The organism is Vibrio alfacsensis (assembly GCF_019670485.1).
Taxonomy (GTDB): domain Bacteria; phylum Pseudomonadota; class Gammaproteobacteria; order Enterobacterales; family Vibrionaceae; genus Vibrio; species Vibrio alfacsensis.
The window spans coordinates 287684-308269 of the sequence record NZ_AP024166.1; the positions used below are offsets into that span (position 1 = coordinate 287684).

Annotated in this window: 17 protein-coding genes; 10 read left to right on the plus strand and 7 right to left on the minus strand. The window is 43.8% G+C overall.

The features are described 5' to 3' along the window. Positions 1-186 precede the first annotated feature (186 nt). The 5 genes from VA249_RS16000 to VA249_RS16020 all read left to right on the plus strand — a co-directional run bounded on the left by VA249_RS16000 (position 187) and on the right by VA249_RS16020 (position 6111). Positions 187-1008, plus strand: a complete 822-nt coding sequence (locus tag VA249_RS16000) for a phosphate ABC transporter substrate-binding protein (protein WP_221071525.1) — start codon at positions 187-189, stop codon at positions 1006-1008. A gap of 98 nt (positions 1009-1106) precedes the next feature. Next, positions 1107-2039: a phosphate ABC transporter permease subunit PstC gene (gene pstC, locus VA249_RS16005; RefSeq protein WP_221071526.1), complete on the plus strand. Its 933-nt coding sequence runs from the start codon at positions 1107-1109 to the stop codon at positions 2037-2039. A gap of 22 nt (positions 2040-2061) precedes the next feature. After that, complete coding sequence (pstA, locus tag VA249_RS16010) at positions 2062-2925, plus strand: phosphate ABC transporter permease PstA (protein WP_221071528.1); 864 nt, start codon at positions 2062-2064, stop codon at positions 2923-2925. A 60-nt stretch (positions 2926-2985) separates the two neighbouring features. Beyond that, the gene (gene pstB / locus VA249_RS16015) at positions 2986-3735 is read left to right on the plus strand and encodes a phosphate ABC transporter ATP-binding protein PstB (RefSeq protein WP_128812673.1); all 750 of its coding nucleotides are present in this window, start codon (positions 2986-2988) and stop codon (positions 3733-3735) included. Positions 3736-3987: 252 nt separating this feature from the next. After that, a complete protein-coding gene (locus VA249_RS16020) occupies positions 3988-6111 on the plus strand; it encodes a sensor domain-containing diguanylate cyclase (protein ID WP_221071530.1) in 2124 nt (707 codons plus the stop codon). Positions 6112-6303: 192 nt separating this feature from the next. Here VA249_RS16020 and VA249_RS16025 read toward each other — a convergent pair whose 3' ends face one another. The 6 genes from VA249_RS16025 to VA249_RS16050 are packed head-to-tail and all read right to left on the minus strand — an operon-like array spanning position 6304 to position 13259. After that, positions 6304-7953 (minus strand): BatD family protein, encoded by a 1650-nt coding sequence (locus VA249_RS16025; protein ID WP_221071536.1) that lies wholly within the window; start codon positions 7951-7953, stop codon positions 6304-6306. Positions 7954-7956: 3 nt separating this feature from the next. Next, entirely contained in the window at positions 7957-9852 is a 1896-nt protein-coding gene (locus tag VA249_RS16030; RefSeq protein WP_221071538.1) for a vWA domain-containing protein, read from the minus strand. Next, entirely contained in the window at positions 9845-10849 is a 1005-nt protein-coding gene (locus VA249_RS16035; protein ID WP_221071540.1) for a vWA domain-containing protein, read from the minus strand. The genes VA249_RS16030 and VA249_RS16035 overlap by 8 nt, the downstream gene beginning before the upstream one ends. Next, positions 10842-11318 (minus strand): DUF4381 domain-containing protein, encoded by a 477-nt coding sequence (locus VA249_RS16040; protein WP_221071542.1) that lies wholly within the window; start codon positions 11316-11318, stop codon positions 10842-10844. The genes VA249_RS16035 and VA249_RS16040 overlap by 8 nt, the downstream gene beginning before the upstream one ends. Positions 11319-11360: 42 nt before the next feature. Next, positions 11361-12287 carry a DUF58 domain-containing protein gene (locus tag VA249_RS16045; protein ID WP_221071544.1) on the minus strand — a complete coding sequence of 309 codons (927 nt, stop codon included), beginning with the start codon at positions 12285-12287 and terminating at the stop codon, positions 11361-11363. A gap of 15 nt (positions 12288-12302) precedes the next feature. Beyond that, on the minus strand, positions 12303-13259 hold the full coding sequence (locus tag VA249_RS16050; protein WP_221071546.1) for an AAA family ATPase: 957 nt from the start codon (positions 13257-13259) through the stop codon (positions 12303-12305). Between the two features lie 331 nt (positions 13260-13590). Here VA249_RS16050 and VA249_RS16055 point away from each other — a divergent pair, with 331 nt between their 5' ends. The 5 genes from VA249_RS16055 to VA249_RS16075 all read left to right on the plus strand — a co-directional run bounded on the left by VA249_RS16055 (position 13591) and on the right by VA249_RS16075 (position 18215). Beyond that, positions 13591-15507: a methyl-accepting chemotaxis protein gene (locus VA249_RS16055; RefSeq protein ID WP_221071548.1), complete on the plus strand. Its 1917-nt coding sequence runs from the start codon at positions 13591-13593 to the stop codon at positions 15505-15507. A 57-nt stretch (positions 15508-15564) separates the two neighbouring features. Next, a complete protein-coding gene (locus VA249_RS16060; protein ID WP_128812681.1) occupies positions 15565-15765 on the plus strand; it encodes a restriction endonuclease subunit S in 201 nt (66 codons plus the stop codon). Positions 15766-15970: 205 nt separating this feature from the next. After that, complete coding sequence (locus tag VA249_RS16065) at positions 15971-16642, plus strand: LuxR C-terminal-related transcriptional regulator (protein ID WP_221071550.1); 672 nt, start codon at positions 15971-15973, stop codon at positions 16640-16642. 114 nt (positions 16643-16756) lie between these two features. Continuing rightward, positions 16757-17314 (plus strand): sugar O-acetyltransferase, encoded by a 558-nt coding sequence (locus tag VA249_RS16070; RefSeq protein WP_128812682.1) that lies wholly within the window; start codon positions 16757-16759, stop codon positions 17312-17314. A gap of 184 nt (positions 17315-17498) precedes the next feature. Continuing rightward, complete coding sequence (locus VA249_RS16075; RefSeq protein ID WP_221071552.1) at positions 17499-18215, plus strand: SDR family NAD(P)-dependent oxidoreductase; 717 nt, start codon at positions 17499-17501, stop codon at positions 18213-18215. Here VA249_RS16075 and VA249_RS16080 read toward each other — a convergent pair. Then, positions 18212-20341, minus strand: coding sequence for a sensor domain-containing diguanylate cyclase (locus VA249_RS16080; protein ID WP_221071563.1), 2130 nt, complete (start codon positions 20339-20341; stop codon positions 18212-18214). The genes VA249_RS16075 and VA249_RS16080 overlap by 4 nt on opposite strands. Between the last annotated feature and the right edge of the window lie 245 nt (positions 20342-20586).

A 20586-nucleotide genomic window follows, 5' to 3' on the forward strand; every position in this document is an offset into this window, starting at 1 on the left:
CCTCTAAATCTCGACTTTGCACATATAAGCCGCAATGAGCTGGGAAAATAGGCGTTAAATAATAGTGTTCTTTAACGTGTCACATAGGCTTCAACGAAGTGAAACACAACTGTCACAATAGGATTCTAAAGTGAGCACCGTTCAAGTGAAAAACAACGGCAATGAAGCCACTTAAAGGAAATTGTGATGAAAAAGACAGTAATCGGTGCAATCGCACTTCTAGGCGCAATGGCAGTGACTCCTGTTTCTGCTAAAGAAACTATCTCTGCAGTGGGTTCTAGCAGCGTAACGCCACTGATGGAAGTTTTCTCTGAAACATACATGAAGACAAACCCAAATGTATTTATTGAAGTTCAAGGCCCTGGTTCATCTGCTGGTGTTAAAGCAGCGAAAAACGGTTCAGCGGACTTAGGTATGTCTTCTCGTAACCTAAAAGACGATGAGAAAGAATCTTCTCTTAAAGAAGAGACCGTTGCTCTTGACGGTATTGCAGTAGTTGTAAACCCACAAAATAAACTGGCAGGCCTAACGGCAGACCAAGTTACTGCTATCTACAAAGGTGAAGTAACAAACTGGAAAGATGTTGGCGGTGCAGATAAACCAATCGTCGCAATCACTCGTGATACGGCTTCTGGTACTCGCGGCGCATTCGAAGACATCATGTCTCTAAAAATGAAAGTTTCTGGTATGAAAGTATCTGCAATCTCTCAACGCGCTCAAGTTGCAAATGGCAACGGTGCATTGAAAACAATGGTTGCTTCTAACCCATACGCAATTGGCTACATCTCGCTAGGCACGGTAGATAGCTCTGTAAATGCATTGCCAATCGACGGTGTTGAAGCATCAGTAGACAACGTGAAGAACGGCTCATACAAAGTGGCTCGTCCATTCCTTGTTCTTTACAAAGATGGCAAGCCATCAGCTGAAACTCAAAAATTCCTAGACTGGATGCTAACTGACGAAGCGCAAGCGCTAGTTGACCAAAAAGGTTACATCTCAGTTAACTAATCCTATCGGGACTCTAAAGTTTGCTCAGCCCAACGTTTCGGGCTGAGCCTTTTCTATCCATTGTGTTCGACGCCATTGCCAAGAACCGTGAGATTTTTATGACCATCGCAACCAATAGTGAAAAGCTTATGACTACTGACGCAAAAGCGATCAGCAAGCCAGGCCTACGCGAAAAACGCCGCGTCGACTGGAAAGAGCGCATCTTCCACGGCTTGTTCCTAACGAGTGCTGTAATCGGCATCGTATCATTAGCAGTTATCGCATACTTCATCGTTCGAGAGAGTATCCCAGCATTCCAAGAAGCGGGCGTCTCGGGCATCGTTCTAGGCCAAAACTGGCTACCACCGGCACTGTACGGTGTTGCAACTATGATTGTGGCATCCATCGTTTCTACGGCGGGCGCGGTGATTGTGGGTGTACCAATTGGTGTTTTGACCGCTATCTTTATCGCAGAAATTGCACCAAAACGTTTGGCTGATGTTATTCGTCCTGCAGTTGAGCTGCTAGCGGGTATTCCGTCGGTGGTTTACGGCTTCTTTGGCCTCGTTATCATCGTTCCATTGATTCAAAACGTATTCAATGTGCCAGCAGGTAACACCATCTTGGCGGGTATTATTGTTTTAGGTGTGATGATTCTTCCAACCGTTATCACCGTATCTGAAACGTCTATCCGAGCGGTACCTCGTACATACAAAGAGGGGTCGTTGGCACTAGGCGCTTCAAAAGTCTACACCATCTTTAAACTACTCGTTCCTGCGGCTCGTTCAGGCATCATGACGGGTGTGATCTTGGGTATTGGCCGTGCATTAGGTGAAACCATGGCGATCATCATGGTGATGGGTAATGCACCTGCAATGCCAGAGGGCATACTCGATTCAGCGCGTACGCTAACCGCAAACATCGCGATTGAGATGTCTTACGCAAGTGGTATTCATGCGAATGCGCTCTACGCGACAGGTGTTGTACTTCTGGTCTTCATCATGTCTTTGAATGCAGTACTGCTGTACCTAAACCGAGAAAAAGCGAAATAATCGCTCGTTAAAGGTGACTAATATGGATCGCGTAAAACTTAAACAAGCACGTCAGTTCAAAGACAATATTTTTAATGCATTAGTTTGGACTTCGGCAGCTCTTACGGTAGGTTTCTTGTTCTGGATTATCTGGTACATCCTATCGAATGGTCTACAACACGTAGATTGGAATTTTATTACTGATGACTATACGCGCACAGGTGAAGAGCATGGCATCTTCCCAATGATTGTGTCGACGATTTACATGGTTATCGCGTCAATCGCAGTGGCAGCGCCACTCGGTATCATGACGGCTATTTACTTAACTGAATATGCGAAAGTAGGCAGCCGTTTGGTGAAAGTCATCCGTTTCTGTACAGAATCGTTGGCGGGTATCCCGTCGATCATCTTCGGTCTGTTCGGTATGACGTTTTTCGTGGCGATTCTTGGCCTTGGATTCTCGATTCTATCGGGTGCATTGACGCTAAGTATCCTAATCCTGCCAGTTATCATCCGTACGACGGAAGAAGCGTTGATGGCAGTACCACAAACGTACCGTGAGGGCTCATACGGCCTAGGTGCATCTAAGATTTACACTATCTGGCGTTTGATTCTTCCGAGCGCAATGCCAGGTATCTTAACTTCGGTCATTCTAAGTATTGGTCGTGTCATTGGTGAGTCTGCTCCAGTATTCCTGACAGCAGGTATGGTTGCTCGTATTCCGGATTCTTTATTGGATTCAGGTCGTACGCTGACTGTTCACCTATACAAACTGACTACCGAACTGTTTACCATTGAGGAATGGAACCAGGCTTACGGTACCGCAACAGTGCTGATTGTCGTTGTTCTTTTGATCAACATGTTCACAAAACTGATTGCACGACGTTTTAACACAGCAACTTACTAACAAAATCAATTTAGAACGTAAGTAAAAAGACACGAATTCAAGATTTAAGAGATTAAGACAATGAACAAGTTTGATATTGAAAACCTAGACCTGTTTTACGGCGACAACCAAGCACTGAAATCAATCAACCTACCAATTCCTGTTCGCCAAGTCACTGCGTTAATTGGCCCATCTGGTTGTGGTAAATCAACGCTTTTACGCTGTTTGAACCGCATGAACGATCTCATCGAAGGGGTGAAGATCACTGGTAAACTGGCCATGGACGGTGAAGATATCTATGGCAACATCGACGTAGCGGATCTTCGTATCAAAGTAGGTATGGTGTTCCAAAAACCAAACCCATTCCCGATGAGTATCTACGAGAACGTGGCGTACGGCCTCCGCGCACAAGGCATCAAAGATAAGAAGCACATTGACGAAGTTGTTGAGCAATCTTTAAGAAGTGCAGCGCTATGGGATGAAGTTAAAGACCGTCTTAAATCACACGCATTTGGTTTGTCTGGTGGTCAGCAGCAGCGTTTGTGTATTGCGCGTACGATTGCAATGGAACCGGATGTGATTCTAATGGATGAACCGACATCGGCGCTTGATCCTATTGCAACACACAAAATTGAAGAATTGATGGAAGAGCTGAAGAAGAACTACACCATCGTCATCGTGACACACTCAATGCAACAAGCGCGTCGTATCTCAGATCGTACTGCGTTCTTTTTGATGGGAGAGTTGGTTGAGCATGATGATACACAAATTATCTTTAGTGAGCCGAAAGACGACCGTACTCAGGGTTACGTAAATGGCGACTTCGGTTGATTTCAGTATTTACTGGTACAAAAAATAACTATAAGCGATGGAAATCTTGCCCCTCTCAATGAGGGGCCTTTTTTATTTGCAGTATGTAATTCCAATGAAACACTGGTCTAAAAATGTTGAAAGGTTCTCGATTGTGAAATTAAGAGGACATTTTTTGCGAAAGACTTAACAGCCCAATTTAATTGCCATTGATTGCATATGCGTACGTAAGTAGCTTTCATTCAAAGATAATGCGTCGGTAGGGTTGGCTGGATGAGTTTAAAACGTTTTACAAGAACCGTCTCTTCTACAAGAGATCACCGGTTGTTAGCCGAAGCGATATTCCAGTATTTAGAACAGCACTTTGGGCCTAGCGCAATCGCGATATTTGATGACCCACTAACCAACCCATTAGACTCACTTCGATTTGTTCAAGGAGAGTTTTATTCTATCCGCAAGTATCCAGAGTCCTTTTGGAACTGGGCCAGTCAGTTTGATACTTCAGAGAGCATTATCCCTTTAGCCATTAATACTTGTAACTGGAACCACACCGATGATCTTGGTGGTGAAAGCTATATCATGATGCTCGATAACACGCCGATTAAACGCACCTATTTACTCATTCAAAACGTTCATGAGCATACTGCCCACAATATTTATGAGCAAAGCTATGATGCGATGCAGCTTGCAGCTTCTCGTTGGCAATGTATTCGCGCGGAAAAAAACGCGTCACAGGAAATAAAACAGCGAGATGCTCGAGAAGCAAAATACGTTGATGAAATAAGTCAACGTGAGCGTTTTATTGATAATATGAAACTTGTTCAGCAAGTAGCATTAGACATCTCTAACCCAGATTCTCTTAAAGAACTTTATCTTAAAGCGGTCGATGCGCTGCGTGAACGCTTGGGCTTCGATCGCTCAACGCTGATGCTACTTGATATGAAAAAGCGTAGCTTTAGCGGAACATATGGTACGAATGAAGCCGGAGACACCATTGATGAATTTCATACACAGTATGATCTTCACCAGTTGAGTGAAGAATACATCGAAGCGTTATCAAACGTAGAATGCAACTTAGTCGTGATTGAAAATACCCCAATTTATACGGCTGGAAAAGTGGTTGGCCTTGGCTGGAATGCCATGCTTATTTTGAGAGACAATGAGAAACCATTTGGTTGGTTTGCTCTTGATAATTTCATTCACCGTAAACCCATCACTGATTATCAAAAGCAAATGTTGGAATCGTTCGGTTCACTTTTTTCTCAAATATTTATCCGCAAGAGACAAGAGCAGAATGTTCGTATGCTGCATTCTAGCATGGTAGAGCTTTCTCGCTGTACAACGGTCAGCGACGTATGTAAGTCAGCGGTCACTTTTGCGATCAACAATTTGGGCATCGACCGTATGGCGGTGTTTTTGACCGATGAAGATTGCTCATACATGAAAGGAACGTGGGGAACCAACATTCAAGGCAAGGTCGTTGATGAGTCGTATTTTTATGAACAGACGCAAGATTTTTCGCTAATTAATTTAGCACGCTCTATGCCCAATGATGTCGCTTTCGAAGAATCGGTGCCGATTTATCACAATTGCAATATTGTTGGTTTTGGCTGGGCAGCAATGACGGTGTTAACGTCCAATCGAGGTGTTCCGATTGCGTTTATCGCTGTAGATAACCTTTTGACACGTGCACCATTGACTTCTCAGTTACGTGAGGTGATTCGCATGTTTGCTTCGAGTCTAGTGGAGGTTCTTCAACGAACTCAGGCGCAGGAAGCCATTAGAGCGTTGAATGAAAACCTAGAGCAAGAAGTGAATAAACGTACGAAAGAGCTGGAAGAGGCCAACCATCAACTCGAAGTATTGTCGAAATTAGATCCCCTAACGCGTTTGGGAAATCGCCGTATGTTGGAGCATGTCATGCAAAAGTATTGCATGTTCGACCATAATGAGGTGATTTCATTTGGGCTGATTTTAATTGATATCGACCATTTTGGTTTGTTCAATAATCACTATGGCCATTTGGAGGGAGATATTGCCTTGATGAGGATTGGCAATATTCTTGAAAATCACACCAAAGATGAAGACGAGGTGTTTTGTCGAATTGGAGGTGAGGAGTTCGCGTTACTGATGATTGGTGCGAACTGTGGTGACGTTAAGCAGCGAGCTGAGCGTATTCGCGGCAGTATTGAAAATGAAGCAATCAAACATTGCCATAATCCAGAGGGACAGCTGCTGACGGTATCGGTTGGGTGTGCTTGTTATCAAACGTTAGGAAATGAGTTTAACTTTGACTACTTGTATCAACTCTCTGATAAAGCGTTGTATTTGGCTAAACATAATGGTCGAAATTGTGTTTTTATGTGTAGTTCCGATGACCGAGAGCTTACCGAATAGTCGAATATTGGATTACCTTGATCTGTACTAATTAAGACTTGATCGCCATTGTACGACCCTGATAATAAACAAGTGGTCGATCAATCGGCGTTGAAGATATCAACTAAAATGGCAGCTCATGGTGAGCTGCCATTTGTATTTACCGCTTTGTTTTTGCTTTTGTGTTGCTATCGCGGCAGTTTTGTTGTGACTTTAAAGTTTCTCTAGCTGGTGGCTAGGTCGACGTTGCTTCGTCTTGGCCAGTTGTTTGATTTTACTCAGCAGATTATCTGCTTTCCATGGGTGTTGATTTGTACCAAAGCGCGCCTGATTCATTACGCTTAACTCTTCTTTAACCGCGAGCACCGCTTCTGAAGAGTGATCACAATGGTGTGCTTGAAGGTAATCATTAACCGCACGTTCAATTTTGGCACAATCACCTTGCTTAATAGTGTCTGCTAATTGTTGGGGAGAAGGTTGAGAACTTGCGTTCTCGGTTCTTTTTTCATTCTTAGTACCGCGCTTTTTCCATAGAATGACGGCAATGGTGGAAGAGATAATCCATAACGAGCCAAATATAAAGGTGAGCGTCCGCCATAGAGAATCGACACCCGTGTGTGTGACCGTTGTAGATGGTTGCGTTGTTGGCTGGGTAGCTTGGACGTTATCTGCCAATGAGATCAATCCGCTGTCACTTTTTTCTACGACAAGCTTAAGCTCGCCAATACTTGCCTGTTTCGCTTGGTCGAGATTACTGTCCCACCAATTTACGCTATAGCTTGGCAATGAGACTTCGCCAACTTCTGTAGGAATAATGACTTGTTTGATCGTCATGGTTACAATGCCATCTCTGCCAGTATTAAATTGCGGCTGTTCAGGATATACGCGCAACGAGTTAGGGTAGGCAATGTTAATACGTGGCAAATATTCCTCTTGTGTACCTCGTGCTTTAATGCGTATGGTGCGAGTGATGGATGAGCCCTGTTTTACTGTGTTTACGGTATTCGCAGACAGAGAGTTACCTTGATCATCTTGCCAACTTTGAGTGATTTCTAACGCCGAAGCTGGTAACCAGTTTCCTTTGATATCACTAGGAATTGGTTTTACGGTAATTGGCATCTGTTGCGCCGTCGTGTTAATTGGCATGACCTTAGTTGAGCCGGTTAAACTATCACCGTAGACGTATGAGCCAGTCAGTTTTGGACCATAAAGTGTGTAAGTTCCTGGTTGCTCAGCGGTTATGCGGAATGCTTGTTCAACAATGGTAACTTCAAGGCCATCAATGACACGTTGACCTTGCTTCATTTCGCCGGTTGCTTCTAGCTTCATTCCGTCAATACTAGGCGGTATGATTTGAGGGTTATCCAAACGATGAGGATCAACTTTGATCATCAGTTGCATTCGAAGCGTAGCCGACTGCTGTGGATATAAAGTGTGGTTGTCGACACTCATATCGAAGTGGAATAAATCATCCAAATTTGGTTCGGCTTGATCTTTCGTCACTCGCAGTTGAATCGGCTCGGTTTTCATTCCATCAGCGGTAAAGCTCGGAATTGTCACGATGCCATTTTTCATTGGTGCAATTGAGATGCTCCATTCAGTTCGAACGGATTTGTGACCATTAATGTTGTTGCTCGAACGGCCATAACGAGGCTGTCCGAGAAAGAAGTCTTTTTTCAATACATTGAAATTAATCGCATCGGATCCTAGCTCAGTATCTGCTACTACCCTTAAGTTGATCACTTCGTTTTGAGCTACTTGTGTTTTATTCACACTAGCTTGAAGGCTTTGAGCAAAAACCGAAATACTAGTTAGTAGGCCGGCCATCAGAACAAAGACCAGTTTTGCGCCTTTTTTCATCATGACTTACCACTCCTTATTTGATTGTTGTGGACGTTGTTTTTGCTGAGCTTGTAACTGCATTTGTGCACGAAGTAAAAAACTTGGATCTCGTGCACTTTCTACGGCTTCAAGTCGGCGAAACTCAGGATCATCCTGATGGGTTTTGTCTGGTTGAGCTTGTGCTTGTATTGGTTCACCTTTTTGCTCGCCTTGTGTCTCTTCTTGTTTCACTTTTTGTTGCTCAGTTTTGTGCTTTTCTTTTTTATTTTCAGATTTTTGTGGGTTTTGTGACTGCTGTCCTTGCTCTTGTTCAGTGTCATTTTGAGACTTTTGTTGCTGCTGTTGCTGCTGTTGCTGTTGCTGCTGTTGCTGCTGTTGCTGCTGTTGCTGCTGTTGCTGCTGTTGCTGCTGTTGCTGCTGTTGCTGCTGTTGCTGCTGTTGCTGCTGTTGCTGCTGTTGCTGCTGTTGCTGCTGTTGCTGCTGTTGCTGCTGTTGCTGCTGTTGCTGCTGTTGCTGCTGTTGCTGCTGTTGCTGCTGTTGCTGCTGTTGCTGCTGTTGCTGCTGTTGCTGCTGTTGCTGCTGTTGCTTCAGTTTCTCCTCCACAACCGACAGATTCTTTTTAGCCGCCTCAAAATCAGGTTTTTCATCTACCAACTGCTTGTACAAATCGGCGGCATCTTCGAGCTGGCCATTTTGAGCCAGTGCGTTTGCCAAGTTGTAACGTCCATCAAGCGTCTTATTGTTTGAAAAGGCTTGAATTGCACTTTCATAATCTCCCGCTTGATAGCTTGCGGCACCTTTCCAATTTAGATCGGTAAAGGCACTTTGCGCTTTTTCGTATTCACCTTGTTGGTAGAGTTGTTCGCCTTGTTGGTTTTGGTTTAAGAACGCATTTGCTTCCGCTTTTGGCGTCCAAGTCATTGGCAGTACGGAGGCGAGCAGTACCCAAATCATGCCTCGACGAAAGAGCAGGGTTGCCGGAATAAGCAGTAAAGGCAGTAGCCAAAAACCGCCGTTTAAGCGAGAGTCCATTTTTACGTCTTCGCTTTGCTTCGCTGCAAGATGACTTCCAGCGCCATTAGTAAATGTCGCAATGCTATTAACATCCCGGTTATTGTGTTGAACGGGCACAAATAGACCACCCGTTTTTTTTGCGAGTGTTTGTAAGTTCTTCAGATTGGTTTTAGCGACAATCGTATTACCTTGCTGATTTTTCATTAGCGACCCATCAGGAAGAGCAATTGGTGCGCCATCAGCTGTACCGATAGCGAGAACAGACACACGAATGTCTTTGCCATTTAACAGGCTCAGTGAGCGCGTTAGCTCACTGTCATCCAAATCATCCGCTAAAACCACAATGTCGCCTTGATTTACACCCGCCTGGGTAAACTGACCAAGCGCTGTTTCAATAGCTGAAGGTAAATTTGAACCTTGATAGGGCATAAGCTCTGGAGAGAGATGCTCGATGATGCCTGCAAGCGTACTGGAATCCGTTGTCAAAGGGCTTAATGTATAAGCATCGCCAGCATAGGCAACTAAACCGGTTGAGCCTTCTTTCCATTTAGGCAGGAGGTCAAGCGCTTTGTAGCGAGTTTGCGTAAGTCGATTTGGTTTCACATCGGTTGCGTACATAGAACGTGACATATCCAACACCATCACGCGGTTTTGGCTTAGCTCAAAACTTGGACGGGTATTGGATTGCCAACTTGGGCCAGCTAAAGCGATACAAGCGATAGCCCAAGCAAGTCCCCAGACGGAATAGAAATGCTTTGCTTTTACTGAGTGTCCAAGCATTCTAGCCAAGTGTGGAGCAATTAATGATGATTTTTTACCTTTGTACTGGCTGTTGAGAGCAAGCACGACAGGGATAACGAGCAAGCCTAGCAACCAATATGGGGTTAGGAAAGTAAACTCAGCCATGTCTTCTCCTTAATACAAACAGAAACGCGGAAAGAGCCAATGCTGCGCTCAGTGGGTAAGGGAACCACTCCGACTGAGGTCGCCAAGTTTGAGTGTCACTAGATACGGGTTCTAATTGATTGATGGTGTCATAGATCTTTTCTAATTCTTGGGCATTACGAGCTCGGAAGTATTGGCCTCCGGTTATCTGTGCAATCTGGGTGAGTGTTTTCTCATCAAGATCAGATGCGGTGTTTACCTTGCGAGTCATAAAGAAGTCTTTCACCATCATCTCACCAGCGCCTACACCAACGGTATAAATTGTCGCGTTATACTTTTTCGCGATTTCTGCCGCTTCGATAGGATCTAACACACCCGCCGTATTGCTACCGTCACTGAGGAGAATCATTACGCGTTGAGGGGCGTCGCTATCGACAAAGGTTTTTGTACCTAAGCCAATACCATCACCTATCGCAGTGCGTTGGCCGACTAAACCTATAACCGTTTGGTTGATTTGTTGCATGACGGTCTTACGATCGGCAGTGAGTGGTGTTTGTAAGTAAGCATGATCGCCAAACAGCACAACGCCAAGACGGTCACCATCGCGCTTCTTAACAAAGTCAGATAGAACTCTTTTTACCGCGGTGAGACGGTCGATATATTCGCCATTATCGTTCATGTCTTCTTTTTGCATTGAGCCAGATAGGTCAACGACTAACATCATGTCACGATATTTAGGTTGAAATTCAACCGGGTCGCCATACCAAACGGGGCGAGCGCAGGCGATAACTAACAATATCCATACACCAATAGATAGGGCTTTTTGTACCCACTGTTTTGGTTTATTGCTGTGTTTGTTATCTGGAAGATATGCCAGTTTGATTTCAGCTTGCTGAGTCTCTTCAGGGAAGAACTTATAAACCAGCCAAGGTAGAGGCAGTAAAAGTAGTGCCCACCACCAGACAAATTCAATGTTCGACCACTGAGAAAGGCTCGAAACGAGAGTTGTCTCAGTCACGAGTTTTTGCCTTTTTCTTTGGTGGCAATGCGGTTGCTACCCAGAAAGCACAATCATCAATGAGGTCTTGGTGGTGCTCTTGGCTAGACTTTTGATAAAGCGCGGCTTGCCATTGTTGTTGTTTGTCTACGAATCGAGTTTCTTTGGTATAACTGTCCAGAAACTCGTACCAAGCAGAGCCTGTCAATGGGGCAATCTCTGCACGAGGGAAATAACTCAAAGCCGCTTGGCGTAACACTTCTAATGCAGAAGATGGTGAATGTGGTGTGATTGGATTGATCAATAGTTTCAAAGCGGTCTTTTTAGCTAAAAGACGCTTGGAACGCCATCTCGCATAGATACAAAATATGCTTATGATGAGTACGAGACCACCAAGCACAGCCCACCATCCCCATGCTAGTGGGAACCAATCGGGTGCATTAGGTAGAATTAACGGTTCAAGGTTTAGGCTTTGGTTAGTTGTTGTCATTATTGTTACTACTGCTTGAATGAATTATATGATTTATTTTGTCTAGCTTAACTGCGGGATCAGCGGTGAGCCACTCGACAGGCTGTTAAATGGAATGGCCATCGAATGACATTGCTGTTTGACGGTCTGTTGGTGTTTCAAAAAATGGGATTCCAGTTCTTTACGTTGCCCTTTTGAACCAAAGTTGAACCATTGGCTACGTTGTCCGTCGGAGGCTTTAGCTTGACCTCGGTAATCCGTTTCACCTCGCTCAAGTGGATCGTAAAATTGTACTGCACGAACACTGTTGTGTTGCTTTAATCGACGCAGTTGCATGAACTCTTTTTCTTCCATCCGCACAAAATCACTCAATAGAATCAACTCGCTACCTTTAGGTGCTAGATTGTGCAGAGTTTCAATTGCGCTCTCGTATGGGAGGTGACGTACACTTTCCATTTGTTGATTGGTAATCAATTGATTGTGAGTATTCACTATTGCATCAAGAATTCTTAGCCCTTGCTTCTGTAATGATGATGGACGGAACTCAATGCATTTTTGACCATCATCAATCACGGCCCCAATGCGATCTTTCTTGGCTAATGTCAGCCAAATCAGCACGCTTGCAAAGTGTGCCAATTGAACCGACTTCAAAACGTATTGCGATCCAAAGTGCATACTTGGACTCAAATCGATGTACAAGATCACCGCTTGTTCTTTGTCTTCAGCAAACAATTTGGTGTGTGCTTTACCCGTTCGTGCGGTAACTCGCCAGTCGATGCTGCGAATATCATCACCAGCTTGATACTGTCTCACTTCCATGAAATCCATCCCGCGCCCTTTTTGTCGGCTTGTATGGTTGCCACTCATTTGTGACCAAATACTTTGGGCAGGAGGTAACCAACGAACAGATTGAGTACGGTATTGAAGTAATTCTTCGAGGGTTAATGTCACCCCATTTGCATGGGGTGGCAATAGCTTGAGTGCAGACATATTGCCACCTTTTACCTATGCGCTACCGACTAAACTGAGTAGCTTATCGATCACTCGATTTGCTGTGATGCCCTCTGCTTGGGCGTGGTAACTCAACAATAAGCGGTGACGCAATACCGGGTAAGCCATCGCCTGTACGTCTTCGGGAGACACGAAGTCACGGCCTACTAACCAAGCATGAGCACGAGCACAGCGGTCTAATGCAATAGTGGCACGTGGACTCACACCCATCGATAGCCATTTTGCAAGCTCTTGATCGTAATCACTTGGCTGACGAGTCGCCATAACAAGACGCACAATGTATTGCTCAATGGCATCTGCCATATGAATATTAAGGACTTCTTTACGTGCAGTAAAAATATCTTGCTGACTTAAATTTGGTCGCTCAGCCACCGCTTCGCCTTTTGCTTCTCCGCGGTTGATTCGTAGAATCGCAAGTTCGTGCTCCGCATCTGGGTAATCGACATCCAGATGTAATAAGAAGCGGTCTAGTTGCGCTTCTGGTAGTGGGTAAGTTCCCTCTTGTTCAATCGGGTTTTGAGTGGCCATAACCAAGAATAATTCTGGTAGGGCGTAAGTATGACGACCAGCGGTGACTTGTTTTTCTGCCATGGCTTCTAGCATTGCAGCTTGAACTTTTGCAGGGGCACGGTTGATTTCATCGGCAAGAATCAATGAGTTAAAAATCGGACCAGATTGGAAAGTGAACTCGCCAGTTTCTGGTCGGAAGATATCAGTACCCGTTAAATCAGCAGGCAGAAGGTCTGGCGTAAACTGAATGCGGTGGAAATCACCCTCAATGCAATCGGCAAGCGATTTTACGGCACGAGTTTTTGCAAGTCCTGGAGGACCTTCAACCAAAATATGCCCATCGGCCAGTAGAGCGATAAGCAGTTGTTTGACGAGATCATGTTGGCCAATGATCTGAGACTCTAAATAGCTTTGCAGCGCTTTGAAGTTCGTTTTGTGCATTGTTGAACTCTCTGGGTATCCATTTGATTTTGGTTTTGAGTATTGGTCACTTTCTAGGAGTTAAAAGTTCCACTACGTCTGCGTAATTTATCTTTGCAATATTGGGGCTAAGAAATTGATTGCAAGGCGTTAAAAAGTTTGAATTTACTTGCCAAACAGCTCGTTACATCACGATTGCAAAATAATGTGAGAAATTTCTCTAGTTCTACCTGTCCTGGTCGATATAGATTGCATGCCGCGCATAAGAAAAAGATATGCGCAAAATTTCATGCCTTTGCGCAGAAATTATCGTCATACAGAAAATAACGAGTGATTCTTTTAAGGTCCAGATATGTTCAAACCTAATTCTCTGAGTATTAAACAAAAAGTGGTACTCGGCATTACTTTTGCTGTTCTTGCATCCACTATTATTGTTGGTGTTATGGCGCAACATCATGCTCGTGCGGTGCTTAGCCACCGTCTTATTGATATTGAATTGCCAGCCATGCTGCAACAAATCAATACAGAAATTGATCGTGAAGTTGTTCAGATGCAGCAAGCGGCTAAGCAACTGGCAACCAATGAATTCGTGGTTGAAGCGTTATCGAAAACCGATCGTAACCCAGTAGAAGAAGCACAGCTTGTAAAACAACTGAATAATGTGAAATCACAGTACCAGCTGAATGATGCTTCTGTTGCAAACCGTCAGACGGCGTATTACTGGAACCAAAACGGGTTTTTACGTCAGTTAAATCGCTCTCAAGACGCTTGGTTTTTTGGTTTTACGTCATCAGGACAAGGCATGTCTGTCAGTGTGTTCCAAGAGACCACTGGTGAAGTTAAGATGTTTGCGAACTACCAAGACCTTGCAGGTATTTCGATGGCAGGCCTGTCTAAGTCAATGGATGACATGGTAAAGCTGCTGAATGGATTCAAAATCCAAGATACGGGTTATGTGTTCTTAACCAATAGTCAAGGTGATATTCAAATTCACCGTCAGCCAGGCAAAAATAAAGCCTCTATTCATCAGCTATTTGGTAATCAAGCGTCTCACTTATTGAACAAAGAGCGTTTTAATTTGGTAACGATGGAGTTTGAGGGGCAAGAGATGTTTGTCTCTAGCCAATACGTACCATCAATGGATTGGTTTGTGATTGGCGTAGTGCCAGTCAATGAAGTTTTTGCTGACCTCAACGCTACCGGTGAAAAAATGCTAATGACAACCGTGATTGTTGCGTTGGTGTTCATTGCAATGGGCGTCTTGCTTGCAAATAGCATCACAAACCCGATTAAACAGATTGCGAACCGCTTCACAGATCTTGGCGAGGGTGAAGGCGATCTGTCTCAGCGTATTGAAATTAAAGGCAATGATGAAATCGCACAGCTTTCAAAAGGCTTTAATGGTTTCATTGAAAAAATCCATGCCACGATGAAAGAAGTATCGTTAACCAGTGGTGCGTTAAGTCAAGCTGCGGAGAGTGTTTCGAGTAAAGCGACATCGACACACGATAATAGTCAAGAGCAACGCGATCAAACGATTCAGGTTGTGACAGCGATTAACCAAATGGGTGCAACGATAAGCGAGATCGCGTCCAATGCAGCAATCGCTGCGGATACGGCGAGTCAAGCTTCAAATAATACGGAAACAGGTCGCCAAGTGGTTACCCAAGCAAAAGATGTGATCAGTCGTCTTGCGAATGATGTTGAATCGACAAGTATGGTAGTGGTTCAGCTTGCCACAACGACCAAAGACATCGGCTCGATCTTGGACGTTATCCGTGACATTTCTGATCAGACGAACTTGCTTGCACTTAATGCAGCTATCGAAGCTGCTCGCGCAGGGGAACAAGGACGAGGCTTTGCTGTGGTTGCTGATGAAGTCAGAAACCTTGCCTCTCGTACCGCATCTTCTACAGAAGAAATTCAGAAGATGATTAATCAGCTGCAAAGCGATGCTCAAGATGCGGTTACCGCGATGGAAGCGGGTAAAGCGATTACCTTTGAGGGTGTGACATCAACAGATGAAGCGGTTGAAGTGCTAAAAAGTATTTCGGAACGAATCATGGATATTTCTGATCGCAATACTCAAGTCGCGACGGCCACAGAAGAACAGTCGACGGTGGTTTATACGATCAACCAAAATATTGAAGAGATTAACGCTATCAACGAGATGACCACGGCAACCGCAGAGGAGTTAGCGGATGCGAGCCGTGACCTTCAGGCGTTATCCTCCCGCTTAGATAAGATGGTTGGTAGCTTCAAGCTGTAGAGTTGGATAGAATAGCGATAATTGACAAGTTTCATGACTATAGATTAGGTAAATACTATGAATGACTTCGAAAAAGAACTTGAGCAAATTTCTCAAGAAGCCGCTCAAGAGCCAGAAGTAAAACTGCCATCGCTAGAAGAGCAGAAAGAGATTGTAGAACAACTGAAAAAGCTTGAAGCGGAAGGAAAACTGACTCCGGAAGTTCTAGAACAGTATTTTGGTAAGTTCAATCAAAAAAATTCAGTTCCAGTGCACTAATTCAGTTCCAGTGCACCAATGTGTGCTGATTCAACTAATAAAAAGGGAGTATTCATACTCCCTTTTTTATTGCCGGTTTTATACTACTATCAATACTTGATGAGGGAGTCAGTTATACATAAGTACTACTATTTTCATACTTGACTTTAATGCCTATGTAATCGACTCTAAATATTCACGTCAGATAGGTAGGGATGGGAGAAATATGGAAAATGATAACAAAAGGAATGTCGTTTTAATCACGGAAGACAGTTTACAGTCATCTTTATTAAAGGACGTTTTGGAAAGTAAACTCACGATTAACGTTACTTTGATTGCGCCAGATAAACTCTCCCCCTCTTCACACTCCCTCCCAGATTCAACCTCCGCGATATTGCTTGATAAAAGTGCGCTCAATGAAGAAGCATTCGATAACTACATGCTTGTAAAAGCGGAAAATAATAAAGATACGATCGAAGTCTTATTTAATTGCGACAAGTCTATTTCAACCCAAGAAACATTAGTGTGGCCAACATTAGCCGGGATTTTTTACACGTCAGATGACATTGATACCCTGCATACAGGTATCGGGAAAATTCTACAGGGTGATATGTGGTTCAGTCGAAAGTTCTCTCAAGAGTATATTACGCATCTACGTAGGCACAGTCGCCCAGTTAACAAGTCGACATCGGCAGTGTTAACGAAAAGAGAACAGCAAATTATGACTTTTCTTTCTATGGGGGCGTCCAATCAGCAAATCGCCAAGCAACTTTTTGTGAGTGAAAACACGGTAAAAACGCATTTGCATAATATTTTTAAGAAAATAGAGGTCAAGAATCGAGTACAAGCTTTGATTTGGGTGAAAGATAACCTTTCTGACCTACCCGAAGCGGTATAAGATTTAGAATGGTAAAAATGTTCCCATTTGCATGTAATATTGCGTTTTCTCACATTTTGCGGGCGTAGATTGTGTTTTCATGCGGTTTTCTTTTAGAAGTAATCGTCGTTAATCATGAAAACTGAAAAACAAAAAATGCTCTCGGGTGAGCCATACAACGCTTGGGATGATGAGCTTTATCAAGCTCGAATTGCATGCCGTAAAACGCTACAAATCCTAAACAACAGTATTCCAGACACGAAAGAGTGGCGACATGCTATCGACACCTTGATTCCTGATGCTCAAGGGGCCTATTTGGAACCACCGTTTCGTTGTGACTATGGCTCTAATATTAAGCTTGGTAAAAACTTTTACGCCAATTTTAACTGTGTCGTATTAGATGTGGCTGAGGTTCATATTGGAGACAATGTTCTATTTGCGCCAAATGTACAAATTTACACCGCAGGTCACCCATTGGATGTAAAAGGACGGGTAGAAGAGGGCGTGGAATTTGGAACGCCGATTTATATTGGCGACAATGTTTGGTTAGGTGGTGGTGTGATTGTTTGTCCAGGGGTAACGATTGGAGATAATTCAGTTATAGGTGCTGGTAGTGTTGTGACTAAAGATATACCACCTAATGTGGTTGCTGCCGGAAACCCATGTCGAGTTATCCGAGAAATTGAACAGTAACACATCCGATAGGACTGACATATCCGATATTATCCACTAGAGCCGATATCAATTCGGCTTTATTTTTATTTGTAGATTAATAATTTTTGGTATTTACCTGAGTGATTCGGCCTAGATTGAGGATATCTTTCTTCTCATTAGCGCCCTAAAATAGACGCCTGTTAAGTAAAATTGAGGCTTGGTTATGTACGACAATAAAGTGGTGTTAGTGACTGGTGGAAGCCAAGGGATCGGTAAGCATCTCGCACAGGCGTACCTCGATCTTGGTGCGAAAGTCGTCGTATTTGATGTTGTCTCATCGACGAATTCTGAGGTTGATTTTTACCCGGTGGATCTTGGGTGTATAGATCAAATTGAAGCCGCTTTTGATCAACTTGAAAATCGATATGGTCAGGTTGATGTTCTTCTCAACAATGGTGCGATCGCTAACTTTAATAAGCCACTAAGTACTCTGACATTTGATGAATTTTCGAGAGTGATAGATGTTAATCTCAAGGGCGCATTTGCATGTACTCGTCGTTTTATCGCGTTGCATAAAGGATGTTCTTACGGACGAGTCATCAATATAGGCTCCACGCGGTGGTATCAAAACGAAGCAGGTTGGGATGCTTATGGCGCATCTAAAGGTGGTGTGGTGTCAATGACACATTCGATGGCTATTTCTCTTTCCGATACCCCAATCACTGTGAATGCAGTGAGTCCAGGTTGGATCCAAGTCGAGGGCTATGATGATCTAGAGGCGTTGGATCATCAACAACATCCCTCTGGCCGAGTCGGAAAAGCAAGGGACATTGTTAATGCTTGCTTGTTTCTTACTCATCCCGAGAACGACTTTGTGAATGGCCACAATTTGGTTGTTGATGGTGGGATGAGTAAAAAAATGATTTATCTGGATAGCTAAAGTTCTTGTTCGACCAAACGAAAGTGGTTTCGTCCCTGCTCTTTGACTTTGTATAGCTCCTCATCTGCGATGTTGAATAGGCTTTCAAAACTCGTTCTTACTGATGGTAATTGAGTAAAGTTGGTCGCACCTATTGATAGCGTTAAGAGATCTGAACAAAGAGAGGAGGGGTTTTTCATCTCGAGTGATGCAATTTGCTCTTCAAGTTGCGTGAGTCGAACCTTAAGTTGGCCACATGACTGGTTCATCGCAATGAGGAGAAATTCATCGCCACCATAGCGGAACAGGTATTCCCCTTTATTGTTAAAGACATCTGTGAGCACTTTTGCTACCGCTTTAAGCGCGAGATCGCCTTGCTGATGACCAAAGCAATCATTAAAGCCTTTGTAATAATCGATGTCGATGATCGCAATGGCCAAGTTCTGATGTTTTGACTTGGCTCGTTTGATGAGGGTTGGCGCGATTTTATCTAACTGATATCGGTTATATAACCCCGTCAGTGGATCCGTTTTTGATAACTTATCAAGTTGCGCATTTGCATGCTGTAAGTGCTGTCGTTGAACAAGGTTCTCTAATGAGATCGCAATGAATCCTGCCAGTTGTTCAAATAAGTAAACATGGTGGCGTTGATACTGATCCGGCAAATGATGTTGGAGCGATAACACACCTAGTGTTCGTTGACCAAGTCGAATCGGCGTCAATATAACCGATCTTGCAACTTTACTGTTGTCGAAAATAACAAGATCGTGCTCCCTACGTTCGGATAAAGGAACATAAGCGCTAATGGACTCTTCGGTGACATTGTTTATGTGGACAGTTTTGCCCGTAGCCACCACATAACTGCCTATATTACGGTCGGTTTTGCAATTGATGGTCAAAGGAGACACATGTCCATCACAATCGTAAAAGTAACGGTAATCTAATAACTGACTCTCTTCCTCAAAAAGGGCGATACCGAATTCATCGGTTGGAAAAATCGAAGACACTTTTTCATAGATAAAGGGTAAGCTTTGTTCAAGGCTTTGTACGGTCGCAATGCTTTGTCCTACGTCTGTGATCGCCCCAACTTGTTCTTGGACTTGTTTTAGTAACTGGTGTTCTTGTTGCTGAGTAAGTTGGGCGATCTCCTGTTGAAGATGCTCTGCTTCCTCATTTTGCGCTCTTTGTAAGCGGTGTTGAGTTTGTGCTAAGTAGTCCTTTTGGAAGCGTGTTAGGGTTTCCCACTGCTTTTGTTGTTCGTAAATAACGATTTGCGCTTCACAGTAGCGAGCATAAAATCCGAAATTGTTCTCAGCGTCTACTAATTTAGCCAAGCGATCACATATGTGTTGAGCATCATGGAATTGATGTTCTCTTGTTAAAAACTCGGCAAAGAAAGTGAGATTTTCTTGGCTGTTATGCTGATCTTTGACTTTTTTGTATAGTTGGTCGGCCGCTTCAAAATGAAATTGAATTTTTTGAGTATTCGTTTCCCTTTGCTGCATCAAAATTTGAGCGATATAGCCATGAGCGATCGCTTCAATACGTTGATCGGGTATGGCTTTTGCGATGGAGAGTGATTGGTGGAAGTGCTCAAGCGCAGAAAGTGGGTCACCAAGTTGACCTAAGCCCATCCCAACATTGAGCAGACAAATTGCTTCATTCACGGGGTTGCAGACTTCTTGAGATGCTTTTGCTCCGAGTTGTGCCAGTTCAACAGCTTGAGAATACTTCTCTAATGAAAGGTACAAGTCACTGATGTTTGTATATGCCAAGGAGACGAAGTTGGTATCGAGCAGATGAGAATGGCTCAATACTTCTTGGTATAAGTCGTACGCTTGTTGGTACTGTTCTCTATCGGCGTAAATCGATGCTAGCAAAACGTGGGTTTGAAAACGCAGGGCAATATCGATGGATGAGCAGGCGGCTAAACAAGCTTGATACTGCACGATTGCGGGATCAAGTTCATCATTGCGGTCATGCTTCAATCCATCAACAAAGCATGTAAATGCTTCAGGCATAGTAAAATCAGTGTGCTGACAAATCTGTTCTATTCGACGTTCAATAAAACTTAGCCCATCTAACCCAGGGTAATTTTGTACTCGGGTCAACAAAGCAATGATCTGCATATATGCAGGCGAGTCCATTCCTAGCTCCTTAATTGTCGAGCGCATTCATGCACCAATCGAAATTATTCTTTGAATACCCTGCAATGATTCATTGTTGGCAGCGCGTATCGGGTTTTAAAAGAGAACCTCGAGTTGCTCCAGGTATAGCTTTGCTCACAATACGTACTTTGCTTGGAATAAACGCTTTGCTCACAATACGTACCTTGCTCGGAATAAACGCTTTGCACACAATAAACTTAGCGTTAGACGCAGGTGATTTGCTC

Bases quoted from the DNA above. Each gene is read 5' to 3' on its own strand.
- pstC (WP_221071526.1), top strand. From the start codon at position 1,107: ATGACCATCGCAACCAATAGTGAAAAGCTTATGACTACTGACGCAAAA.
- VA249_RS16000 (WP_221071525.1), top strand. From the start codon at position 187: ATGAAAAAGACAGTAATCGGTGCAATCGCACTTCTAGGCGCAATGGCA.
- VA249_RS16045 (WP_221071544.1), bottom strand. From the start codon at position 12,287: ATGTCTGCACTCAAGCTATTGCCACCCCATGCAAATGGGGTGACATTA.
- VA249_RS16020 (WP_221071530.1), top strand. From the start codon at position 3,988: ATGAGTTTAAAACGTTTTACAAGAACCGTCTCTTCTACAAGAGATCAC.
- VA249_RS16080 (WP_221071563.1), bottom strand. From the start codon at position 20,341: ATGGACTCGCCTGCATATATGCAGATCATTGCTTTGTTGACCCGAGTA.
- pstB (WP_128812673.1), top strand. From the start codon at position 2,986: ATGAACAAGTTTGATATTGAAAACCTAGACCTGTTTTACGGCGACAAC.
- VA249_RS16040 (WP_221071542.1), bottom strand. From the start codon at position 11,318: ATGACAACAACTAACCAAAGCCTAAACCTTGAACCGTTAATTCTACCT.
- VA249_RS16025 (WP_221071536.1), bottom strand. From the start codon at position 7,953: ATGATGAAAAAAGGCGCAAAACTGGTCTTTGTTCTGATGGCCGGCCTA.
- VA249_RS16065 (WP_221071550.1), top strand. From the start codon at position 15,971: ATGGAAAATGATAACAAAAGGAATGTCGTTTTAATCACGGAAGACAGT.
- VA249_RS16075 (WP_221071552.1), top strand. From the start codon at position 17,499: ATGTACGACAATAAAGTGGTGTTAGTGACTGGTGGAAGCCAAGGGATC.
- VA249_RS16055 (WP_221071548.1), top strand. From the start codon at position 13,591: ATGTTCAAACCTAATTCTCTGAGTATTAAACAAAAAGTGGTACTCGGC.
- VA249_RS16050 (WP_221071546.1), bottom strand. From the start codon at position 13,259: ATGCACAAAACGAACTTCAAAGCGCTGCAAAGCTATTTAGAGTCTCAG.
- VA249_RS16030 (WP_221071538.1), bottom strand. From the start codon at position 9,852: ATGGCTGAGTTTACTTTCCTAACCCCATATTGGTTGCTAGGCTTGCTC.
- pstA (WP_221071528.1), top strand. From the start codon at position 2,062: ATGGATCGCGTAAAACTTAAACAAGCACGTCAGTTCAAAGACAATATT.
- VA249_RS16060 (WP_128812681.1), top strand. From the start codon at position 15,565: ATGAATGACTTCGAAAAAGAACTTGAGCAAATTTCTCAAGAAGCCGCT.
- VA249_RS16070 (WP_128812682.1), top strand. From the start codon at position 16,757: ATGAAAACTGAAAAACAAAAAATGCTCTCGGGTGAGCCATACAACGCT.